Genomic DNA, 19153 nt, shown 5'->3' on the forward strand with positions numbered 1-19153 from the left:
CCGGCCGGTCTCCCGGCGCGACCGGACTCGTGCGGTTCCCGCGCGATCTCCTCCGCTTCCTCTAGGCTGCGGCTGATGGACGCGTTGAGGGTGCGATGGGGTGTGCTCGGCTGTTCCGCGATCGCCGAGCGGCGGGCGCTGCCCGCACTGCGCGAGATCGACGGGTCCGAGGTCGTCGGCGTGGCCAGCCGGACGACCGAGCGGGCCGAGCGGTTCGCCGCCGAGCACGGTGGGACCGCCCTGAGCTACCAGGAGCTGGTCGACGCCCCGGACATCGACGCGGTGTACCTGTCGCTGCCGAACTCGCTGCACTTCGGCTGGGCCGAACGTGCGCTGCGGGCGAGCAAGCACGTGCTGTGCGAGAAGCCGATGACGGTGTCGGCCGACCAGACCGACGCGCTGGTGGCGTTGGCCGCCGAGCGCGGACTGGTGTTGCGGGAGAACTTCGCGTTCCTGCACCACCCGCAGCACGACGTGGTGCGTGCACTCCTCGAACGCGGCCGGCTGGGCCGGTTGCGCACCTTCAGCTCGGCGTTCGGCGTGCCGCCGCCGAAGCCGGGCGACATCCGCTACGACCCCGCCCTGGGCGCGGGGTGCCTGCTCGACGTCGGCGTGTACCCGATCCGGGCCGCGCAGCTGATGCTCGGCGACGGGCTGACGGTCGCCGGTGCGACGCTGCGGGTGGACACCGAGACCGGTGTGGACATGGCCGGGCACGCGTTGCTGGTGTCGGAGAACGGGGTTTTCGCCGACCTCGAGTTCGGTTTCCAGCACAGCTACCGCTCGCGCTACGCGCTGTGGGGAGACGCCGCGCACCTGAGCCTGGAGCGCGCGTTCACGCCGCCCGCCGAGCACCGCCCGCAGCTGCTGCTGGAGGAGCAGGACCACCGCGAGGAGTTCACCCTCGACGGCGCCGACCAGTTCCGCGCATCGCTCGCCTCCTTCGCGACGGCCGTGCGCGAGACCCGGGGAGCGGAGGAGGAGCGGGAGTGGCTGCGGAGCGCGCGCGAGACCGCCCGTCTGGTCGAGGCCGTCCAGCAGACCGCGGTGCGGGTCAGGCAACGCGGGGCCGTCCCGTCCTGACCCCGGCGGGGCACCCCTTGGTACCGTTCTTAAGTCATACGACTTACGAGGGGATGCCTGTGCACGAGGCCGTCGAGCTCGCGGTGATCGAGGTCGGTCGACGGCGCACCGGTTCCGGACGCGCGTCGGACCTGGGATGTGACGGCGCTGGGCGTCGCCTCGGGTTCCCCGCCCTGCGGATCGGCGTCCGGGGTGTCGAGGCCCCGGTCGCACGGTGACCACGCGCTCCCCCGGCTTCGGCGAGCCGCGCAGCGAGTGGTGGCGGCTGAGCAGGCTCACCGAGCCGAGCCCGCTGTGGGGCTCGAACGGCATCACCTTCGGCCCGGACGGACGCTTGCACGTCGCGCAGTTCCTGGCCGGGCAGATCAGCGCCGTCGACGTGACCACGGGCGCGGTGGAGGTCGTCGTCCCGGCCGGCGGACCGGTGCAAGCGCCGGACGACGTGGCCTTCGGCGCCGACGGGTCGATGTACATCGCCGACCTCACCCCGCAGCGGGTGTGGCGGCGTTCCCCGGACGGCGAGTTCACACTGCTGTCGGAGGAGGTGCGCGCGCCCAACGGGATCACCTGCGTCGGCGACCGGGTTTTCGTCAACGAGATGCGCCCCGGAGGGCGCGTGGTCGAACTGCTCCCGGACACCGGTGGACTGGTCGTGCTGGCCGAGGGGCTGGCGATGGGCAACGCGATGCAGCAGGGGCCGGACGGGTCGCTGTACTACCCGCACATGATGACCGGGCAGGTCTGGCGGGTCTCGCCCGACGGCGGAGCACCGCAGGAGGTCGCCGACGACGTGCACGAGCCGGTCGCGGTGCGCTTCGACCACGACGGCACCCTGGTGGTGCTCTCGCGGGCCCCGAGGGCGTCGTGACGCGCATCGATCCGGACACAGGGCGCCGCAGCACCGTCGAAACCGCCGTGGCGGGCATGGACAACGCGGCGTTCGACCGGGAGAACCGGATGCTGGTGTCCAGCTACGGCAGCGGCGGCGTCACCCAGGTCGACGCGCACGGCACGCGGGCGGTGGTGGGACGCGGCCTCCTCGGCCCGTTCGGCGTGACCGCCGACGAGGCAGGACGGGTCTACGCGGGCGACCACTTCCGGCTGGCCGACGGCGATCTCGTCACGGGCGACCTGGTCCAGTCGGTCGCGGGAGGGGCGAGCCACGGTGTCGCCGCCGGTGGCGGGCTGGTGCACATCACCTCGATGCTCGGTGACGTCCGGACTTTCGACCCCGGCACCCGCGAGGTGCGGCTGCGCGCGAAGGGGTTGTCCGAGCCGACGGGCATCGCCGTCACCGGCACCGGCTTGCTGGTCGCGGAAACCGGTGCGGGCCGGGTGGTGCACGTCGACGAGGCCGATGAGCTCACCACGATCGCCCACCTGCCGCGCCCGGTCGACGTCGCCGTGGATGTCCGCGGCTGCTGCTACGCCTCCGACGACCACCTGGGCGCGGTGGTCCGCCTCGAGGAGGACTTCCCGGTGACCGTGGTGGACGGCCTGGAGCAGCCGCAGGGCATCGCCGTGCTCGACGACGCGCTGCACGTCGTCGAGGTCGGCCGCAGGCGCCTGCTCGCGGTCGACCTGACCACGCCAGCGACGAGGGTCGAAGCCGATTCGCTCCCGGTGGGCGTGCCACCCGGCCTCGTCCGGGAAGTTCCGGCACCCACCCTCTTCCCACCGGCCAGGCCCCGCCCGTTCGCCGGCCTGGCCACCACCCCGGACGGCGCGCTCCTCCTCGCCGCCGACGGCGAGGGCACGGTCCTCCGGCTCACGGGCGGATCCTGAAGCCGGGCACGAGGAACGCCCCCGCTGCGGCGAGGGCGTTCCTCGTGCGCGGGTCAGCGGTCGAAGCGACCGGTCTTGAGCGCCGCGATGAAGTTCTGCCACTGCGGAGCGGTGGCGGTGAAGTGGCCGCCGGCGCGGTCCTTGGTGTCGCGCACGGCCGCTCCGGCATCGGAGGTGCGTCCGACCTCCACGCAGTTCTCCGCTCCCTGGCTGAAGCTCGAGGTGCGCCAGTTCGACATGGGCGAGGCCAGGGGCATGATCACCACTCCACTAGGTCAGCTCCTTGATCCTGCGGTCCAGCATCTTCACGGTCGCCCGGTCGGACGCTGCGACCATGCGCAGGTTATCGAAAGCCGTGACGTAGCGGTCGGTGTGGGTGCGCTTGTCCAGGTAGTCGCCGCTCGTCAGCGCTTCGACGTAGACGTAGGTGGCCTCGGGTTCGTCCAGGTGCAGCAACCGGAACGACGAGCCGAGCGCGACGTGCTCGCCCGCCTCGAACGGCAGGATCTGCAAGGTCACGTTCGGCCGCGCGGCACTGTGCGCAAGTGCCGCAACTGGTCTCGCAGCACCGGCTTCCCGCCGACCTGCCGGTGGAGCACGGCCTCCCCGAGCACGGCTCGTTCAGCGCGCGCTCGGCCCGCTCCACGCGCTCCGCGACCGCTGGTGCCACGTTCTGGCTGTCGTCGAGCGGGTTCGAGAGGACGGCAGTCGGGTAGAACTCGGTATGCAAGATCGAGGGGACGACTTCCGGGTCGTAGTGCTTGACCTGCGCTGCCGCACCCTCCAAGGCGACGTAGGTCGCGGCCCAGTCCGGGACTCGGGCCGGCTGATCTCGGCGGCGGGTCTCCTTCGCGAGAGCCCGGAGCCGGTCGGCCTCGTTCCGGTTCTCCACCCCGTACAGGCGGACGAGCTCGTTGACCTCCGCCGCGGAGACCGTGAGATTGCCGGATTCGACCTTCTGGAGCTTGCCGACGTACTAGTCGAGCGTCTCGTTGATCTCCTTCGACTTCACGCCGGAGCGCTCGCGCATCGCGCGGCGCATCAACCCGACCTGCACCCGCCGGACCGCCGGCCACGTCTTCGACATGGAGCTGGATCTTGCACGAGTTCCACATCGACGATCAAGCAGATCGCCCGTTGGGGTAACTAGCGAACTGCAATTGCCGTCCGCTGTGTTGCACCTAAAGCTGATCACGAGCGGGAGGACCCGGATGCTGCCCGAGCAGGCGCAACGCCACTACTGGCTTCCGATACCGAACGAGGAGCTACCGGGCGGCGTGCGGCACGCGTTCCGCGGAGTCCGCTGGGATGGGCTCGCCTCCGCCGACACGGTCTGCGGCGAACTCGTCGGCATGGCCCAGCCCAGCGAGCTCGACTGGATCTTCTTCCCCACTTGCGCCGAGTGCCACTCCCGGCTCAAGGAGGGATGATTCACGGGCGCGGTTCGCCGCGGTAGTAGCCGAAGGACCAGAGGTTCCCCTCAGGGTCCCGGACGCAGAACTCGCGGTTGCCGTACTCCTGGTCCGCGATCTCCCGGAAGATGTCCGCTCCCGCGGCACGCACCCGTTCGTAGAGCGCGTCCGGGTCGTCGGTCACCACGTACATGCCCGCTGTGCCCGGTTGACGGGACCAGTCGTGGTCGGGCTTGTAGGAACCGAGCATGATGCCGCCGCCTTCCGGCCAGTCCAGCTGCGCGTGGGCGACCAGGTCTCCGTCGGTGTAGGCGGCGGTCTTGACGAATCCGAGGGTGTTCACCAGGAAATCGATGAGCGCGGGTGCGTCGTGGGCTTGCAGGGCTGGCCACACCGTGGGGGCGGGCCTGGTTCTCGGCGTCGTGGTCATACCGGGAATTCTTGCGCCGGCTGACCGGCTCCGGCTTGGATGTTTCGGAGCTCGTCCCCGATCCAGCGAGTGGGGCTGCACCCGGCGTACTGCTGGAACTCGCGGACCAGGTGCGAGTGGTCGTAGTAGCCGCAGGAGTGCGCCACCGCGGCCAGGTCGAGCGAGCTCGCCTCGCGGACGGTCCGGGCGATGCGCTGGCGGGCGTGCTCGAAGCGCATCAACCGCGACGCGGCCTTCGGGGTCACGCCGAGCTCGGCCTTGAAGATCGAGGTCAACTGGCGTTCACCGAGGTGGACGTGCCGGGCGAGCGCGCTCATCGAGCCGGTGCCGCGGTGCCAGGCGATCCACTTCCACGCCTCGACGACCTCTGGCCGCGGACCTGCGGTGACCCGGTCGGCGCCGGCACGCAGGTACGCGGCCAGAGCGGCGAAGCGTTCGGGCCAGGTGGTCAGCTCGGCGAGCCGCTGGCGCAGGTCCTCCGCGCCCTCCCCCAGGACGGCGCGCGCGTCGACAGCCTGGTCCCGCAGCTCACCGGCGGCAACGCCGAACAGCTGCCGCAACGCCAGGGGCCGGACCGCGAGCTGGATGCCGCTCTGGACCCGCGGTTGGGCGATGTAGGCGGGCCTGGTGTGCAGTCCGCCGAGCACCAGGTGGCTGCTGCCGGCGTCCTCGCCGGTGGGTTCGAACCCGGAGGTGACCGGTTCGTCGAAGGTCAGCACCAAGGTCAGGGCCGGGGACGGCAGACCTCGGTGCAGGACCGGGCGACGGAGGTGGGAGGTGTAGCCGACCGCGGAGACGACAGCCTCGGGCACCAGCCGTCCGCTCTCGACGAACCGCCACTCCCCCTGGTCCAGCTCGGTCACCTGTCCCATCATCCACGCGCCACCGATGACCTGCCGATGATCAGTCGGTTTCGGGACGCTCCTCGGCGATGCGCTCGTCGAGGGTGCGACCCTCGCGCTGCTCGCGCGGAGTGGGCCGTTCCGCGGTCGTCCTCGACCAACCCTCGGGCGGTTCGACCCCGCGCTCCAGCGGGTCGGTGCCGAGCTCGTCCTCGTCGAGGCCCTCCGCCGACTGCAGGTTGCCCGGGTCCTCCGGGTCCTGCGGGTCGGGTTCGGTCTCGTTCGGCGAAGGCGTGGAAGCCTCCACGGGGTCAGACATCCTCATCCTCCTCTGTGGATTCAGGAGAGCCGTTCGCTGACGGTGTCGAGGAGTTCGTTCCAGGACTTCTCGAACTTCTCGACACCCTCCTCCTCCAGCACCTTGAACACGTCGTCGAGGTCGATCCCCGCCGCAGCCAGGTCGTCGAAGACCCGCTGCGACTCCGCGGCCATGCCCGTCACCCGGTCACCGCGCACGTCGGCGTGGTCCGCCACGGCCTCCAGCGTCGACTCCGGCATGGTGTTCACGGTGTTCGGCGCAGCAAGCTCGTCGACGTAGCGGGTGTCGGAGTACGACTTGTCCTTCACCCCGGTCGAGGCCCACAGCGGACGCTGCACCCGAGCTCCCTCGGCCTCCAGCGCCTTCCACTTCTCCGAGGAGAAGACCTCCTGGCAGGCGGCGTAGGCCAGGCGGGCGTTGGCGATCGCGGCCTCACCGCGCAGCGGGTGGTTCTCCTGGATCGCGTCCAGCCGCTTGTCGACCTCGGCGTCCACGCGGGAGACGAAGAACGACGCCACCGACTCGATGCTCGCCAGGTCGTGCCCCTTGGACTTCGCCTGCTCCAGCCCGGCCAGGTAGGCGTCCATGACGTCCCGGTAGCGCTCGACGGAGAAGATCAGCGTGACGTTGACGCTGATGCCCTCGGCGATCACCTTCGTGATCGCCGGAAGACCCGCCTCCGTGGCCGGGATCTTGACCATCAGGTTCGGCCGGTCGACCGTCTTCCACAGGTCGATCGCCTCGGCGACCGTCTTGTCGCTGTCGTAGGCCAGCCGCGGGTCCACCTCCAACGACACCCGGCCATCCACACCACCGGTCCGATCGTGCACGGTGCGGAAGATGTCCGCGGCGTCGCGCACGTCGTCGGTCGTGATCGTGCGGACCGCGGTGTCGGTGCTCGCTCCCGCCCTGGCCAGTTCGTCGACCTGCTGGTCGTACTCGGTCTCCCTCGACAGCGCGTTGGCGAAGATCGTGGGGTTGCTGGTCGCGCCGACCAGGCCGTAGTCCTTGATGAGCTCGTCGAAGTGCCCGGTCTTGATCCGCCGGCGCGACAGGTCGTCCAGCCAGATCGACACACCGAGGTCGCTCAGCGCCTTGAGGTTCGCATTGGCCACCAGGTGTCCTCCAATCCCGAATCGGGGCTCTTCCCCGCCTACCCGTTCGGGGCGCGAGGCATGCATCCCCCCAGGCTTGTGTTCGGTCCGCGGAGCTCCGACTCCGCTTCGCGGAAGGACATCGCCGGCATCGCGGTGGGAACCCATGTCAGCTCGCGGCGGGCTCGGGCCACCCCCGCGAAGTCGGCCACCGGGAGCCGCCGCGCCGTGAGCCGGGAGTAGCGACATGCCGCCGAGCACCAGCCGGTTCCGGTTCGGGTCGTGCACGTGGCGCAGCACCACGTCCGAGTGGGTCCGCAGCAGCTGTGACCCGGTTCCCGGCCCGCTTCCAGCTCGGCCACCGGGTCGTCCAGGTCCACACCGCTGCGCCGGACCGCGACCAGCGTCTGCGGCAGCCACGGCGGGTCGAACGCGGCGGCCAGGTGGACCAGGGCGCCGTGCGAGGCGCCCACGAACACCACCGGGTGACGACGGCACGGGTACCGGTCGACCGCCCAGTCCACGAGGTCGTCGGCGTCGACGTAGCCAGCCGGCACGGCCTCGCTGACGCTCCGCGCGCTCGGCGGGCGACGGACTGTTCGGGCCTCCGAGCAGCGCCGAGATCACCGGCACCGCTCCGCGCGGGGCCGCGCCCCACACGGGACGTCCTGAGCTGGCAGGAAGCTCGACAGCGCGGAGCATGCCGCGGCCGAGTCGAACGAGGCCACCGCGCGATCAGCGCGCATCACGCCGCCCGGTAGCGCAGGACCGCGCCGATCCCCCCGGTCAGGTCGACGGCGTCCGGATCGGTGATCACCAGGCCCGCGTCGGCACCGGCCAGGGCCCGCACCACCGCGGCGCTGGCGGGAACGTCGCCGATGATCTCGCCACCGGTCTCCTTGATGCTGCGCTCGTCGGCGGCCAGCTCCATCGGGCCGGCGCCGATGTGCAGGTCGCCCGCGTGGTCGTCGTCGGTGGTCCACAGCAGGGTGCGGACCTGCCCGCGGCGCAGCGCCTCGACGGTGTCCTGCCATCCCTCCACCGCGCGCCCGCCGCGGCCCGCCTCCCGCCGGAACTCCTCGACGACCTCCGAGATCTGCGCGGCGTGGACCGCGCGGGTGATCTCCTGCCGGAGCTCCTCCCGGGAGACCTGCCGAGATTGGGGTTCCACCACCAGGTCCTGGGCGTCCCCCAGCAGTGCGTGCACCAAGGACCGCTGCTGGTCCTCGCCGGTCAGCACGACGGCTTGCGCGCCGATCTTGCGAGCGCGCTCGGTGATCTCGCCTGCGGTCGCCTCGGCGTTGCGCTTCCACCGCTCTTCGACGGCCATGTGGAACCGCTGGTGGTTCTCCTCGTCACCGCTGCGCGTCTTGTGCACGGGGTGCTGCTCGCCGTCGACGCGGATCTCGTCGGTCTCACCCGGGCCGCGCACCAGCGTCAGGTCCGCGCCGGTGTGCTCGACGTCGGCGATCAGGAACGGCACCTTCGTCATGCACCGCCGCAGGTAGGGCATCAGGTGCGGCAGCGGTCCGACGTAGGCCTGCTCCTCGGCGGGCAGGTCGGTGGGCGGTGCGGGCAGTTCGTCCTGCAGCACGACCTCACCGCCCTCGGCGACCAGCACCTGCCCGCGCTGACCGGTCTGGGCGCGGTGCTCGCGCACGTGCTCCTCGATCGCCGTCAGGTCGGCGTCGTCGGCTCCCTGCTCCTGCAGCCCCTCGCGGACCGCACGCCAGCGCAGTTCGATCGCCTTGGCCGCGTCCTCGGCATCACCCGAGGTGTCCAAGTAGGCGGTGACGAACGGACCGGGACGCTGGTAGACGTGCTGCAGAGGACCCATCTCCACGGCTCCATCACCCCGTTCGTGCTCCACGACTCGCCTCCGGCCTGCGGAGGCCGTGCCCCGGAGGTTCCCGGACGGGACTTCGGGCTAAACCCGGCGACCGAGGGCCGCGTAGGCGTTGGAGCGCGCGATGTCGTCCTCGCTCGGCGGCTGGTCGGGGTGCCAGGACGGCGTCGGGACCAGGCCGGGCGGGACGAGCTCGTAGCCGTGCAGCAGTTCGGCGATCTCCTCCGGCGGACGCCAGCGCACGGGCGTGGGCGTGCGGGCCATGACCTCCTCCGCCGCGACGACCTGTTCGTCGGTGGCCGCGAGCTGCGAGATGTGCGTGACGGCGAGGTAGCTACCGGGGACGCACGCCTCCCGGTAGGCGGCGGTGAGGGCGGTCGCCTCGTCCTGGTCCGGCACGAACGGCAGGATCGCGACCGCCAGCACGGCCACCGGACGCGAGAAGTCGATCTGGGACACGCCGGGGGCGCGCAGCACCGCCTTCGGGTCGCGGATGTCGGCCTCGTCGATGGTGACCAGCGGGTTCTCGTCCAGCAACGCCCGCGCGTGGGCGACGGCGACGGGTTCGTGGTCGACGTAGGCGATCCGCGCGTGCGGGTCGTGCCGGTGAGCGATCTCGTGCACGTTGCCGACGGTGGGGATGCCTGAGCCCAGGTCGAGGAACTGGTCGATGCCCTGGTTCGCCAAGTAGCTCACCGCGCGGCGCAGGAAGGCGCGGTTGGCCACCGCGTAGTCGCGGGCGTAGGGCATCGCCTGCAACCCGGCTTCCGCGGCCTCCCGGTCGACCTCGAAGTTCGTCGACCCACCCAAGTAGTAGTCGTACATCCGCGCCGAGTTCGGGCGCTCCACGTCCACTTCGCCGCCTGTCCGCTTCGACTCCGGGAACACCAGCACTTCCTCCCCACCACCTGGCCCGAGCCACCAGGCTACCGATCGAGCACCGTCCGTCACAGCCCGCGTCCCGCTCGGCGGGCCGCCCTCAGCGGGAACGCGGTGCCCGGCGCGCGGAACCGGCGAAGCGAGGGCGTTCGCAACAAACCCGGTGGGTCCACTCGGGTTCGTGCCACCAGCGCGCGGGGTCGGTCTCCGGGCTGGCCCGGCGGGAACCGGTGACGACCGCGGAGCTGGTCGACGCGGGGACCTCGAACGGGGCGAGCAGTGATCCGGTGGTGTGCCGTACTCCGCCGCGGAACACCGTGCGGACCGCGGCCGCCGCAGCGATGTCGGCGAGCGGGTCCCCGTCGACCAAGGTGAAGTCGGCGTAGGCGCCCGGGCGGATCTCGCCGAGCTCTCCTGCCAGCCCCAGCCAGCGGGCCGGGTTGCGGGTGGCCGTGGTGAGCGCTTCGTGCGGGGTGAAGCCGTGGGCGACCATCGCGCGCAGGTTCATGTGCAGCGAGATCGCGACGTTGTCCAGCGGGGAGTCAGTTCCGGCGATGACGAACCCGCCGCCGCGGTGGATGCGCAGCAGCATGTCGACCTGGTGGGCCAGCTGCGCGCGGGTGACCTCCCCGTCGGGGCCGGACGCGGTCTCGGCCTCCTCCAGCAGCCGCTGGAACTCCCACGGCGGGAACAGCACCCGGGTTCGGTGGTCGTCGATCAGCGAGCGGTCGGAGGCGTAGAGCCCCGAGGAGCTGAACAACGTGGGGGTGATGGACATGCCGCTGGCGATGAACAGCTGCACCGCGTCGTCGTAGGAACGGCCGAGCTCGTCGCAGGTGTGGGAGTAGCCGAGCCGGTTGGTCGCGCCGGTGTGCTCCATGCCGTCCATGCCGATGTTCGCGGCCGGGTAGACGTAGTGCGAGCTCAGCGGAACGCCCCGCGCGTGCGCGTGCTCGATGGCCGCCTGCTGCAACCGGACCGGCAGCCGCACGTAGGTCTTGACCATGTCGTAGTCCAGTGTGGACGCCCGGCGCATCTCCAGCCGCAGCTGCTGCTCGCTGAGGGTCGGTCGCATGAAGTTGTAGTAGATCCGCCCGCCGTCGACGGCTTCGCCGGTCGCGAAGTACCGCGGCCCGACCCGGTCCCCGGAGCTCAACGCCTCCCGGGTCTCCTGCATCTGGTACGCCGGGTCGCCGGGCGAGCGGGTCGTGGTCACGCCGTAGGCCAGCCACGCGCGCCCCTGCCGGTCTCCCCACTGCCTGCCGCGCAGGTGCCAGTGCACGTGGGCGTCGATCAGACCGGGCATCGCGGTGCGCTCCCGGGCGTCGACCTGTGCTCGCCCGTCCTGGGCCGGCAGCACGGCGGCGATCCGCTCCCCCTCCAGCACGATGTCGACGTCGCGGCGCAGTTCCTGCGACACCCCGTCCCACACCGCTCCGGCGCGCACCACCTGGTGCTCGGCGGTCCGGGCCGGACTCCACCGCAGCTCCACCGGGATCGAGCTCACCTCGCCGGTGCCGATGTGCACCGAGCGCAGCTCGCCGCCGTTGAGGAACAGCAGGTGTTCCGAGTCGCGCCAGCTAGGCGAGTCGGTCAGCTCGGTGGTGACCTGGCGCGGAGACCCGGTGAACGCTCCCGACGAGTCGACGGGGACGACCCAGGCCGTCGACTCCACGACGAAGGCGAGGTGCCTGCCGTCCGGGGACCACACGGGGCCGTCGTCGCCGCGCGTGGCCAACGACCGGAACGGCTGCACCTCCGTGTAGTGCAACGCCCCGGTCTCCACGTCGACGCGCACGACCTGGCTGGTGCCCTCGCGGAACCGGGTCCCGTAGGGCTTGACCGCGGCGAGCACCAGCGTCTTGCCGTCCGGGGACCAGTCGGGGCGACCAGGCTGGAACATCGGGGGCGTGAGCTGGCGCGGTTCGCCGCCGTCGAGCGCGGCGACCCAGGTGGCACCGTCCTGGTCCTGGTAGGCGACCTGGGTCCCGTCGCGGGAGAACCGCGGGGTGATCGCCGCTCCGGCGACGTCGGTGATCCGCCGCTGCTCGCCGGTGCCGAGGTCGAGCAGCCAGAGGTCCGCGGTCCCCGCGCGGTCACTGCTGTGGAGGAGGTGGCGGCCGTCCGGTGAGAAGTCCGGGTCCGAGGCGAAGTACCCGTCCGCGACGACCCGCCGCGGGGGCTCACCGATCGGCATCACCCACAGCGCGTTCAGGGCGCGGAAGGCCACCTGGGCCCCGTCCTTCGAGCACACGGGTCCGGCCACCCCGGTGACCTCCGGGCCGCTCAGCCCCGAGCGCCGCTGCCGGTAGGCGCGGCGTGGTAGCACGGGAACCGTTGCGGCGAAGGGAACCTCGCTGCGCGCGCCGGACAGGGCGCGCCGGCGCACCACCCCGTCGGCCGTGTAGAGCAGTTCGTCCGGACCGACCCACCGCGGCGTGAAGCCGAAGACGTCCTCGCCCTCGGTCACCGCGCGCTCGTCCACCACGAGGTCCCGCCGTGCACCGTCCAACCGGACGTGGGCCAGCCGTCCATCGCGGGCGAGGCTCGGCCCGAACAGCTCCACCTCGTCGCCACCGTCGACCAGGGTGCTGATCTGACCGGACCCGAGCTCGACGCGCTCGATGACGGTGTCACCGGCGACGTAGACCAGCGCGGTGCCGTCCGGTGACCAACTCGGCATCGACACGTCCGGCCGGTCCCGGGTGACCTGGTCGACGACACCGGAAGCCAGGTCCAGGACGAAGACCTGGTAGCCGTCCCCGCGGTCGGAGGTGAAGGCCAGAGCCCTTCCGTCAGGCGAGAACTTCGGCTCCCGGTGGTCGTCCGGTCCCGCGGTCAGCTGCCGCAGGCCGGACCCGTCGGCGGCCATCGTCCAGAGGTGGAAGTTGCCGTCGCGGTACGACTGGAACACCAGGCTCCGGCCGTCCGGGGAGAAGTCGGGTTGCGTGGCGTCCTGGAGCTCGTCGGTCAGCTTGCGCGCCTGCCCGCCACCGGGTTCGAGCAGCCAGATCGCGTTGACCAGGTCGAAGGCGATCCGTCCATCGGGCGCCGCGGTGGCGCAGATGTTCGTCCCCTGCCGCAGCGTCACCTCGGTGGCCGCCGCGGCGGCGAGACCGCGCGGCACGAACGCCAGCGCCGCCGCACCGGTTCCGGCCTGCAACGCCCTCCGCCGGGTGATCCTGCACCGTGGAACCTCCGCCGTCATCGCCACACCCTCCGACGTGCCGTCGACCTGAGCGAACCGCTCGATCGTCCGCGTTCGTCCTGCGACGCACAATCCGCCGACGAGTGACACCTGCTCGCTCTCCCCTCCTCGGGAATCGGCGCCTCACGCGCCTTTCCGCACACTCGATCGTGTAGCGCGGAGAACGTGAGCGGATGTCGATGATCAGGTGTGGTCGTCTCGCGATCACCTCCGGAACTGAGTGACATCCCTCCCCGCGCCGCGTGCGCGCACGTCCGACCGCAGGTCGCCGCACCTGGTGGTGCGGCGTGCGGGCGGCTCTCACCGTGCCCGTCGGGCTTGGTGGCGTGGGCGCCGCTGGCACCGGCGCTGCCGTGGTGGTGGCGGTGGTGGGCCGACCGCAGTCGGCGCGGCGGCGGGGTTGGTGCTGGCCGCGGCCGGAAACCGCCCTCGTCCCCGTGGCTTTCGCCGACGCGTCGTTCGGCGACGTCGTCGAGGCGACGGAGGTGCACCGCTGGTACTACGGCTCGTTCGCCTGGTACGAGGAGTGGCGGCACATCGACACCCTCATGGCCGGGCCGTGGGCCCTGCGCCTGCCGGTGCTGATGACCGTCGGCGTGGGTCTGCTGGTGGCGTGGGGCCGGACCGCCGCACCGCCGACGGCACGATCCGCTCGTTGATGCTCACCAGCGCGGCCATCACGGCCCTGGCCATGGCGCTCCTGGGGTTCAGCCCCACCAAGTGGGTGCTGCACTTCGGCGCTCTCGCGGCCCGGCGGTGGTGCTGCTCACGACCGCGCTGCTGCGCTCGCCGCTGCCGCGCACCACGGGCGTGGTGGCGAGCACCGCCGCCACAGGTGTGCTGATCGTGGTGGCGGCGGGGTCCTCGGGCCCGAACACCGGGAAGCCCTGCAGCGACCGCGGGCAGTCGTTCGGCAACCACCTGCCGGCGTCGTTGTCCAAGGTCGAGCTGAGCGAGACCACGCCGCACCTCGGCGAGGTGTCCCTGCGCGACGCGAAGCTGTGGATCGCGCTGGCGGCGGCGATCGCCGCGTTCGGCCGGTGGCGGCGTCGCCACCACCGGGGGGTGCTGCTGCGGCCGGAGCGCGGCTTGCTGATCGCCACGGCGCTGCCTCTGGTCACCGGCGTGGTCGTGGTGTTCGTCCTCGCGCCGTTCCGGCAGGCGCCGGGGTGAGTGTCGCCGGCGGCGGCGTCGAGCACGCCACCACCGGTCGCACCGGGGGCTCGCCGACCACGTCCAGGTCCTCGCCGACGCCGACGCGCAGCCGATCCCGCCCGGCAAGCCTCCTGCTGTGAGCGGTGACTTCACCACCGCTGAGCCGCTGCCCGTGCTCCACTCGGCTCCTGGCCCGGAGTGGCACAGCCGCACGACCCACCCGACCGGGACGGGGTCGCTGGTTGGTACCGGGCGCCGGCGAAGGGGAAGGGCACGCAGTCACCGTGCCGGTGCTCGGCGAAGGGCTGCCCGCGCACCGGCTCACCGTGGAAGCCGCGAGGGCGACCGGCCTCAAGTCGATCCCGCTGAGCGCGGACGGCGCGCTGGGCGCCCGGCACTGGAAGGAACTGGCGGTGGCGCTGCCGCACCAGACCCGCGCGTCCGAGTCGTCGTGGAGCAGCACGGCCCGTGGCTGGCGGTCGGTCAGCCGAGGCCGACGAAGGCCCAGCCGGTGACGGTGGTGCTCGGTTGAAGATGCGGGTTCCGTCGATGCCTTCCCAACCGCAGGTCGGGCACCACCGGGGGCGCCAGCGTGTTGACTCGAGCTCAGCGAGGACGAGGGCGACGACTCACCGACGAGCGGATCGTCCTCGCCGACCAGCTCTCGGCGGTGCTGTGGCCCGACGTCGACCACGCCGAGGTGGCGTGCGGCATCACCACGCCACCCGAGGTGCGGGTCGGCGCCGCCGAGCACATCGACCCCGGCGTGCTGTCCCACGCGACGTTCACCGCCTGGGGCGGCAACTTCGCCACCAGCACCCACACCACCACCTGCGTGCGGCTGGCCTCAGCGCTGCCGGCGCCGACCGGATCCTCTACGCGCACGAACCCGGACTGGTCGACCTCGAGCAGCGCCACGACGACCGGGCGGGCTGGACGCAGCTGCCGACGCTGGCGGCCGAGGAGTGCACAGGCCGCAAGCACACCGGCTGAGCTGTCATCGTTCTGGAGGGGTCGTTCTGCGTGGCGGTGCGGGTGGCAGGACCTGAGCGGCTCCGTGGTCTCCGTGCGCCGTTCCTTGAGCGTTCGTGCACGCAGCGTCGCAGCGTACTCGCCACGAATCCGTTCAGACCCTGCGACGGTGCCGGTTGCGTCCCACACCTGACGAAGCGGCTGCCGCCGCGGCCGCCACGATCCTGCGGCGGTGCGAGCTGCGTCCCACACCTGAGTACAGCGGCTTCGCTGCTATGGGCACAGGCCTGAGGGCGCCGCCGGGTGTTCAGGCTTCGGGGTCTCCGTAGCGCTCGGCGATCGTGGGCGCCGACGCCCAGCGGGCACCGGGCTCCTCGCCCTGGGGCCAACCGGGCGGTGAGTCCTGCCAGGCCTCGCGGCGGCCGTAGGGCAGGGTGTCGATCAGCGCGAACGTGTGCGCCAGCTGCTCGATACCCCTGCCCGAGGTGTGCCAGGTGCGGTAGACGGTGTTGCCGGTGCGCAGGAAGACGTTCAGCCCGAACTCTCCGCCCGGGGGCGCCCCGACGTCGGCGCCGAAGGAGCTGTTCGCCGTGGAGTACCAGGGGAAGGCGTTGCCGACGCGCAGCTTGTAGGCCACCGCCTCCTCGATCGTGCCCTGGGTGACGATGACGAACCGCGCGTCGTAGTCGCGGAGGGGTTCCAGGCGGGTGAACTGCGCGGTGAACCCGGTGCAGCCGAAGCACTGCCACTTCTCCCCCGGGGTCCACATGTGGTGGTAGACGATCAGCTGCGACGCGCCGTCGAAGACCTCGGCCAGCGTGACCGGCCCGGACTCGCCCTCGAGGACGTAGTCGGGCATCTGCACCATCGGCAGACGGCGGCGCTGCGCGGCGATCGCGTCGAGTTCTCTGGTCGCGGCCTTCTCGCGAACGCGCAGCGCGTCGAGCTCGCGCTGCCAGGTGTCGGCGTCCACGACGGGCGGCACGGCGTGCGTGGTGGTCATGACCTCTCCCGCGGATGAGTGTCGATGCGGTCACCCATGTCGACCGCCCCCACCCCGGAAACTCATCGGGGGCCGGCCGCCGAAGCGACCGGCCCCCGAGAAGAGGGAGATCAGGCGCAGAGCTTCCAGTCGCCGTCTTCCTTGACCAGCTTGAGCTCAGCGGACTGCGGAGGCTGGCCCGGCACGGTCGACTCGATCGTGGCGGTGCCGTTGTCACCGCTCTCCTGGACGCCCTTGACCGACGTCTTGACCTGCTTGAGCATCTCCAGGTCCTGCGGCTTGGCGACCTTGAGGAACTCCTCCTTCTGCTTCTGCAGCTCCTCGATCTGCGGCATCGCGCTGCTGCAGACCACGGACCGGTAGTCGTCCGCCTTCACGCTGCGCGGGTCCTGGGTCTCCTTGGTCGACAGGGCCGCGTAGTCCTCGGCGGCCGACTGCGCCGAGTTGCCGGTGAACAGCCAGAAGGCACCGACGGCGACGACCGCGATCACCAGCACGGAGGCGGCCACCGCGACGACCATGCCGACCTTGCTCTTCTTCTTCGGCTGCTCCGCCTCAGAAGTCCCATCGGCCGCACCCGTCTCCGGCGCCGCAGCGGCCTCGACCTCCTCGGTCGGCTCCGACTTCTCGGCAGCCGCTGACTTCTCAGCGGCCTCCGGTTCCTCGGCGGCCTGGGTCTTCTCGGCTTCGGAGGCGTCGGGCGACGAGCCGGTCTGCTCGGCCTTCTTGGCCTCGCCCTCCGCGTCCTGGGTTCCGCTCTGCCCGGCACCAGTCTGCTCGGCGCCCGACTGCTCGGCGCCGGACTCGGCGTCGCCGTGGCCGGCTGCGGTCGAGCTCTCCGAGGCCTGCTCCGGGGCCGAAGTCTCGGTCTCCTCAGCGGGCTGCTTCTCGGAGCCGCTCTGGCCGGGCTCGTTCGGCGAAGAGGTCATGAACACCTTCCTGGTTCGGGCTTTACAAGTGCTGCCCCCAGGTGTACGTGACGGGGACTGCGAGTTCCACCCGTGTCGAACGACCAGCACGGCATTTCCCGCGCTGGGACATTACGATTCGACCACGCACGCGGTGGAGCTCTTCGATTCACGCCACCCGGAAGTCACGGCTGGTTCCGCTGAACGGCGCGATCTCTCCGGACCCCGCGGCCTTCCAATCTCCGCTGTGGACGATCCGGTACCGACCTGATGGGACAGCCGCCGGGATGTCCCACGTGATGGTCGCGGTGGAAGATGCGACGCCGTTGCGCTTCCAATGGTACTTGGTCGCCCAGTGCCGGTCGTCGGCCACCGTCCGCCACCGGTCGTGCACCCAGCGTTGCACCTCGACGTAGGTGCCGCCGCGGTGCAGGTCGTTCTTGGGGTGACCGGTGACGAACTCGACCACGACCTGCTCACCGCGGTGGTACCCGGTCGCGGGTTCGGTGAGCACGTCGCCGAAGTCGCGTCCGGGTGGCGGCGCGTCGAAGACCACGCCGGGCTGGAAGTTCGGCAGCGTGCCGGTCATGTCCGGCGGGACCGGGCCGAGCGGGACCCGCCGACCGGCGCGCATCGCCGCTGCCAGCCTGGTGAACTCCTGCTGGTACGCGGGCAGCGTGTAGCGGCCGAAGAGCGTCGAGGCGCCTTCGTACTGCTGGGCGTCGTACTCCTCAGGTGTGGTGACGTACTGGCTGTAGGCGTTCGCGTAGCCCTGCACCAGCACGTTCTCCAGCGGAACGCCGAGTTCCGCGGCAACGCTGCGGCGGATCCGCAGCCCCGCCACGATCGTGAACTCGGCGGGTCCGGCGACCAGGTGCACCTCGCCGATGCGCATCAGCTGCAACGGCAGCACCTGCGGGCACCACGGATGTGGTTGCATCGCACCGAAGGGGACGGCCACCGGTTTGGGCGCTTGCTCGTCGGCGAGCTCCGGCGGGATCGGCACGTCGGTTCCGCCGAGCCAGTCCGCCAGCGGGTTGCGGACACCTTCGCCGACCGGGAGCCCAGGTCCGTCCTCAGTGCTCCCCGCCAGCATCGACACGCCGATCGCCGCGGTGCAGGTGCGGTGCGTCTTGCCGTCCGGGGTGAACCGGCCGTCCACAGTGACCTCGGAGAGGTCGACGTAGCACAGCAGCGATCCGACCGGCCCGCTCACCGGCGTGGTGGCGGCGTCGAAAGCCCGCTTCGCTGCGCGGAACTGGCGTTCGCCGATGATCCGGGTGTTCTCGAACTCGTCGTCGGTCGGGCCGGAACCGGGATCCAGCTCCAGGTTCGGGGACATGTCCCCGGCGTTGGTCTGGGCGAAGCAGGCCACGAACTCCGGATCGTCCTGCTCCCACGCGAACGCGGCGTAGCCCTTGTTGTCCGAGCTGATCAGGTGGTTGCCGTTGGTCATCGAGGTGCCGTGGGTCGCGAACCACGCGATGGCGCCGACGTCGCGCCCGTCCCGGCTGAAGCGCAGCACGGTCACGGCCGGGTCGATGGCCTGCGGGAAGTGCGCGGTGTCCTGCGGCGGGTTGAGGTCGAAGGCGCTCCGGGAGCGGTTGACGCTCGCGTCGGTGAGCTCGGCCCGGCCGACCGCGAGGGCGCCGGGCGCGAGGTCGTCGTGCGCTCGGCCGATCGCCTCCACGACGCCGTCCACGACCGCGTCGAAGACCTGCTGCTGGAAGCCGAGCGTCGCCAGGTCGTAGGCGGCGTAGTGCGAGTCACCACCGCACGCGGCGTGCGTGTGGGTGGCGTTGAGCAGCACGTTCTGCTCGGTGTAGACATCGCCGTACGCCTCGCCCAGCCGCCGCAGGACCTCCTGGTGCACCGACTGGAACAGCGCGCCGAGCTCAGCGGTCACGAACACCACGCGGTTCACGCCGTCATCGATCAGGAAAGCGCGCGCGAGCGTGCGCAGGTGGACGCCGGCGGTCTGCTGCTGCGGCATGGAGTAGCCCATCATGCCGTTCTCGGCGGCCGGGCCGGTCACGTCGGCGACTCCGCGACCGATCCGGTACCCCGTCGATCCCCGCGCGGAGGCAGCGGCGCCGAGAGCCGCGGGACCGAACGTCGTGGCGGCGAACGGCGCGGCAGCGGCGGTGGCCAGCACTCGCCTCCGGGCAACGGGCATGGGCCTGCTCCTCAGTGAATGTGAAGCATGTTCACCTTCAT

General features: G+C 71.4%; 20 protein-coding genes and 1 pseudogene. 7 read left to right on the top strand and 14 right to left on the bottom strand.

The window, feature by feature from the left end:
• The first annotated feature begins 75 nt into the window (after positions 1-75).
• The 3 genes from EIL87_RS01870 to EIL87_RS27255 all read left to right on the top strand — a co-directional run bounded on the left by EIL87_RS01870 (position 76) and on the right by EIL87_RS27255 (position 2868).
• Complete coding sequence (locus EIL87_RS01870) at positions 76-1083, top strand: Gfo/Idh/MocA family protein (protein ID WP_125088348.1); 1008 nt, start codon at positions 76-78, stop codon at positions 1081-1083.
• Positions 1084-1297: 214 nt separating this feature from the next.
• Positions 1298-1951: an SMP-30/gluconolactonase/LRE family protein gene (locus EIL87_RS27250; RefSeq protein ID WP_233575945.1), complete on the top strand. Its 654-nt coding sequence runs from the start codon at positions 1298-1300 to the stop codon at positions 1949-1951.
• The gene (locus EIL87_RS27255) at positions 1948-2868 is read left to right on the top strand and encodes an NHL repeat-containing protein (RefSeq protein WP_233575946.1); all 921 of its coding nucleotides are present in this window, start codon (positions 1948-1950) and stop codon (positions 2866-2868) included. The genes EIL87_RS27250 and EIL87_RS27255 overlap by 4 nt, the downstream gene beginning before the upstream one ends.
• A gap of 53 nt (positions 2869-2921) precedes the next feature.
• Here the strand turns inward: EIL87_RS27255 and EIL87_RS01880 are convergent, their stop codons facing one another.
• Complete coding sequence (locus EIL87_RS01880; protein ID WP_199740198.1) at positions 2922-3125, bottom strand: DUF397 domain-containing protein; 204 nt, start codon at positions 3123-3125, stop codon at positions 2922-2924.
• A 13-nt stretch (positions 3126-3138) separates the two neighbouring features.
• A pseudogene (locus EIL87_RS27890) lies at positions 3139-3760 on the bottom strand (DUF5753 domain-containing protein).
• 319 nt (positions 3761-4079) lie between these two features.
• Here EIL87_RS27890 and EIL87_RS01890 point away from each other — a divergent pair.
• Complete coding sequence (locus EIL87_RS01890) at positions 4080-4298, top strand: hypothetical protein (RefSeq protein ID WP_125088349.1); 219 nt, start codon at positions 4080-4082, stop codon at positions 4296-4298.
• A 1-nt stretch (position 4299) separates the two neighbouring features.
• On the opposite strand, the gene EIL87_RS01895 is transcribed toward EIL87_RS01890, so the two are convergent.
• The 8 genes from EIL87_RS01895 to EIL87_RS01930 form a co-directional block, all read right to left on the bottom strand.
• Positions 4300-4710 carry a VOC family protein gene (locus EIL87_RS01895; protein ID WP_125088350.1) on the bottom strand — a complete coding sequence of 137 codons (411 nt, stop codon included), beginning with the start codon at positions 4708-4710 and terminating at the stop codon, positions 4300-4302.
• A complete protein-coding gene (locus EIL87_RS01900) occupies positions 4707-5573 on the bottom strand; it encodes a helix-turn-helix domain-containing protein (RefSeq protein ID WP_199740150.1) in 867 nt (288 codons plus the stop codon). The genes EIL87_RS01895 and EIL87_RS01900 overlap by 4 nt, the downstream gene beginning before the upstream one ends.
• A gap of 40 nt (positions 5574-5613) precedes the next feature.
• Entirely contained in the window at positions 5614-5871 is a 258-nt protein-coding gene (locus EIL87_RS01905) for a hypothetical protein (protein WP_125088351.1), read from the bottom strand.
• 20 nt (positions 5872-5891) lie between these two features.
• Positions 5892-6989, bottom strand: a complete 1098-nt coding sequence (tal, locus tag EIL87_RS01910; protein WP_199740200.1) for a transaldolase — start codon at positions 6987-6989, stop codon at positions 5892-5894.
• A gap of 35 nt (positions 6990-7024) precedes the next feature.
• Positions 7025-7522, bottom strand: coding sequence for a hypothetical protein (locus tag EIL87_RS01915; RefSeq protein WP_125088353.1), 498 nt, complete (start codon positions 7520-7522; stop codon positions 7025-7027).
• Positions 7523-7710: 188 nt separating this feature from the next.
• Complete coding sequence (locus tag EIL87_RS01920; protein ID WP_233575947.1) at positions 7711-8802, bottom strand: baeRF2 domain-containing protein; 1092 nt, start codon at positions 8800-8802, stop codon at positions 7711-7713.
• Between the two features lie 90 nt (positions 8803-8892).
• Positions 8893-9699, bottom strand: a complete 807-nt coding sequence (locus EIL87_RS01925; RefSeq protein ID WP_233575948.1) for an SAM-dependent methyltransferase — start codon at positions 9697-9699, stop codon at positions 8893-8895.
• A 91-nt stretch (positions 9700-9790) separates the two neighbouring features.
• Positions 9791-12853 (bottom strand): amidohydrolase family protein, encoded by a 3063-nt coding sequence (locus EIL87_RS01930; RefSeq protein ID WP_125088355.1) that lies wholly within the window; start codon positions 12851-12853, stop codon positions 9791-9793.
• Positions 12854-13224: 371 nt separating this feature from the next.
• Between EIL87_RS01930 and EIL87_RS01935 the strand changes: the two genes are divergently transcribed.
• From EIL87_RS01935 to EIL87_RS01945, 3 genes are all read left to right on the top strand, one after another.
• The gene (locus tag EIL87_RS01935; protein WP_125088356.1) at positions 13225-13557 is read left to right on the top strand and encodes a hypothetical protein; all 333 of its coding nucleotides are present in this window, start codon (positions 13225-13227) and stop codon (positions 13555-13557) included.
• 61 nt (positions 13558-13618) lie between these two features.
• The gene (locus EIL87_RS01940) at positions 13619-14071 is read left to right on the top strand and encodes a hypothetical protein (protein WP_125088357.1); all 453 of its coding nucleotides are present in this window, start codon (positions 13619-13621) and stop codon (positions 14069-14071) included.
• A gap of 266 nt (positions 14072-14337) precedes the next feature.
• Entirely contained in the window at positions 14338-14568 is a 231-nt protein-coding gene (locus EIL87_RS01945; protein ID WP_125088358.1) for a hypothetical protein, read from the top strand.
• Positions 14569-14659: 91 nt separating this feature from the next.
• Here EIL87_RS01945 and EIL87_RS01950 read toward each other — a convergent pair whose 3' ends face one another.
• From EIL87_RS01950 to EIL87_RS01965, 4 genes are all read right to left on the bottom strand, one after another.
• Positions 14660-14971, bottom strand: a complete 312-nt coding sequence (locus tag EIL87_RS01950; protein ID WP_125088359.1) for a hypothetical protein — start codon at positions 14969-14971, stop codon at positions 14660-14662.
• A gap of 361 nt (positions 14972-15332) precedes the next feature.
• On the bottom strand, positions 15333-16028 hold the full coding sequence (locus EIL87_RS01955) for a DUF899 family protein (RefSeq protein ID WP_125088360.1): 696 nt from the start codon (positions 16026-16028) through the stop codon (positions 15333-15335).
• Positions 16029-16138: 110 nt separating this feature from the next.
• Positions 16139-16957 carry an Rv0361 family membrane protein gene (locus EIL87_RS01960; RefSeq protein WP_125088361.1) on the bottom strand — a complete coding sequence of 273 codons (819 nt, stop codon included), beginning with the start codon at positions 16955-16957 and terminating at the stop codon, positions 16139-16141.
• A 148-nt stretch (positions 16958-17105) separates the two neighbouring features.
• On the bottom strand, positions 17106-19112 hold the full coding sequence (locus EIL87_RS01965; RefSeq protein WP_125088362.1) for a neutral/alkaline ceramidase: 2007 nt from the start codon (positions 19110-19112) through the stop codon (positions 17106-17108).
• Positions 19113-19153: the final 41 nt, after the last annotated feature.

It is taken from the genome of Saccharopolyspora rhizosphaerae (assembly GCF_003931915.1).
Classification (GTDB): Bacteria; Actinomycetota; Actinomycetes; order Mycobacteriales; family Pseudonocardiaceae; genus Saccharopolyspora; species Saccharopolyspora rhizosphaerae.

What these genes read in the sequence shown, in the direction of transcription:
- EIL87_RS01870 (WP_125088348.1), top strand. Translation starts at nt 76, where the DNA reads ATGGACGCGTTGAGGGTGCGATGGGGTGTGCTCGGCTGTTCCGCGATC.
- EIL87_RS01880 (WP_199740198.1), bottom strand. Translation starts at nt 3,125, where the DNA reads ATGCCCCTGGCCTCGCCCATGTCGAACTGGCGCACCTCGAGCTTCAGC.
- EIL87_RS01890 (WP_125088349.1), top strand. Translation starts at nt 4,080, where the DNA reads ATGCTGCCCGAGCAGGCGCAACGCCACTACTGGCTTCCGATACCGAAC.
- EIL87_RS01895 (WP_125088350.1), bottom strand. Translation starts at nt 4,710, where the DNA reads ATGACCACGACGCCGAGAACCAGGCCCGCCCCCACGGTGTGGCCAGCC.
- EIL87_RS01905 (WP_125088351.1), bottom strand. Translation starts at nt 5,871, where the DNA reads ATGTCTGACCCCGTGGAGGCTTCCACGCCTTCGCCGAACGAGACCGAA.
- EIL87_RS01920 (WP_233575947.1), bottom strand. Translation starts at nt 8,802, where the DNA reads ATGGGTCCTCTGCAGCACGTCTACCAGCGTCCCGGTCCGTTCGTCACC.
- EIL87_RS01955 (WP_125088360.1), bottom strand. Translation starts at nt 16,028, where the DNA reads ATGACCACCACGCACGCCGTGCCGCCCGTCGTGGACGCCGACACCTGG.
- EIL87_RS01960 (WP_125088361.1), bottom strand. Translation starts at nt 16,957, where the DNA reads ATGACCTCTTCGCCGAACGAGCCCGGCCAGAGCGGCTCCGAGAAGCAG.
- EIL87_RS01965 (WP_125088362.1), bottom strand. Translation starts at nt 19,112, where the DNA reads ATGCCCGTTGCCCGGAGGCGAGTGCTGGCCACCGCCGCTGCCGCGCCG.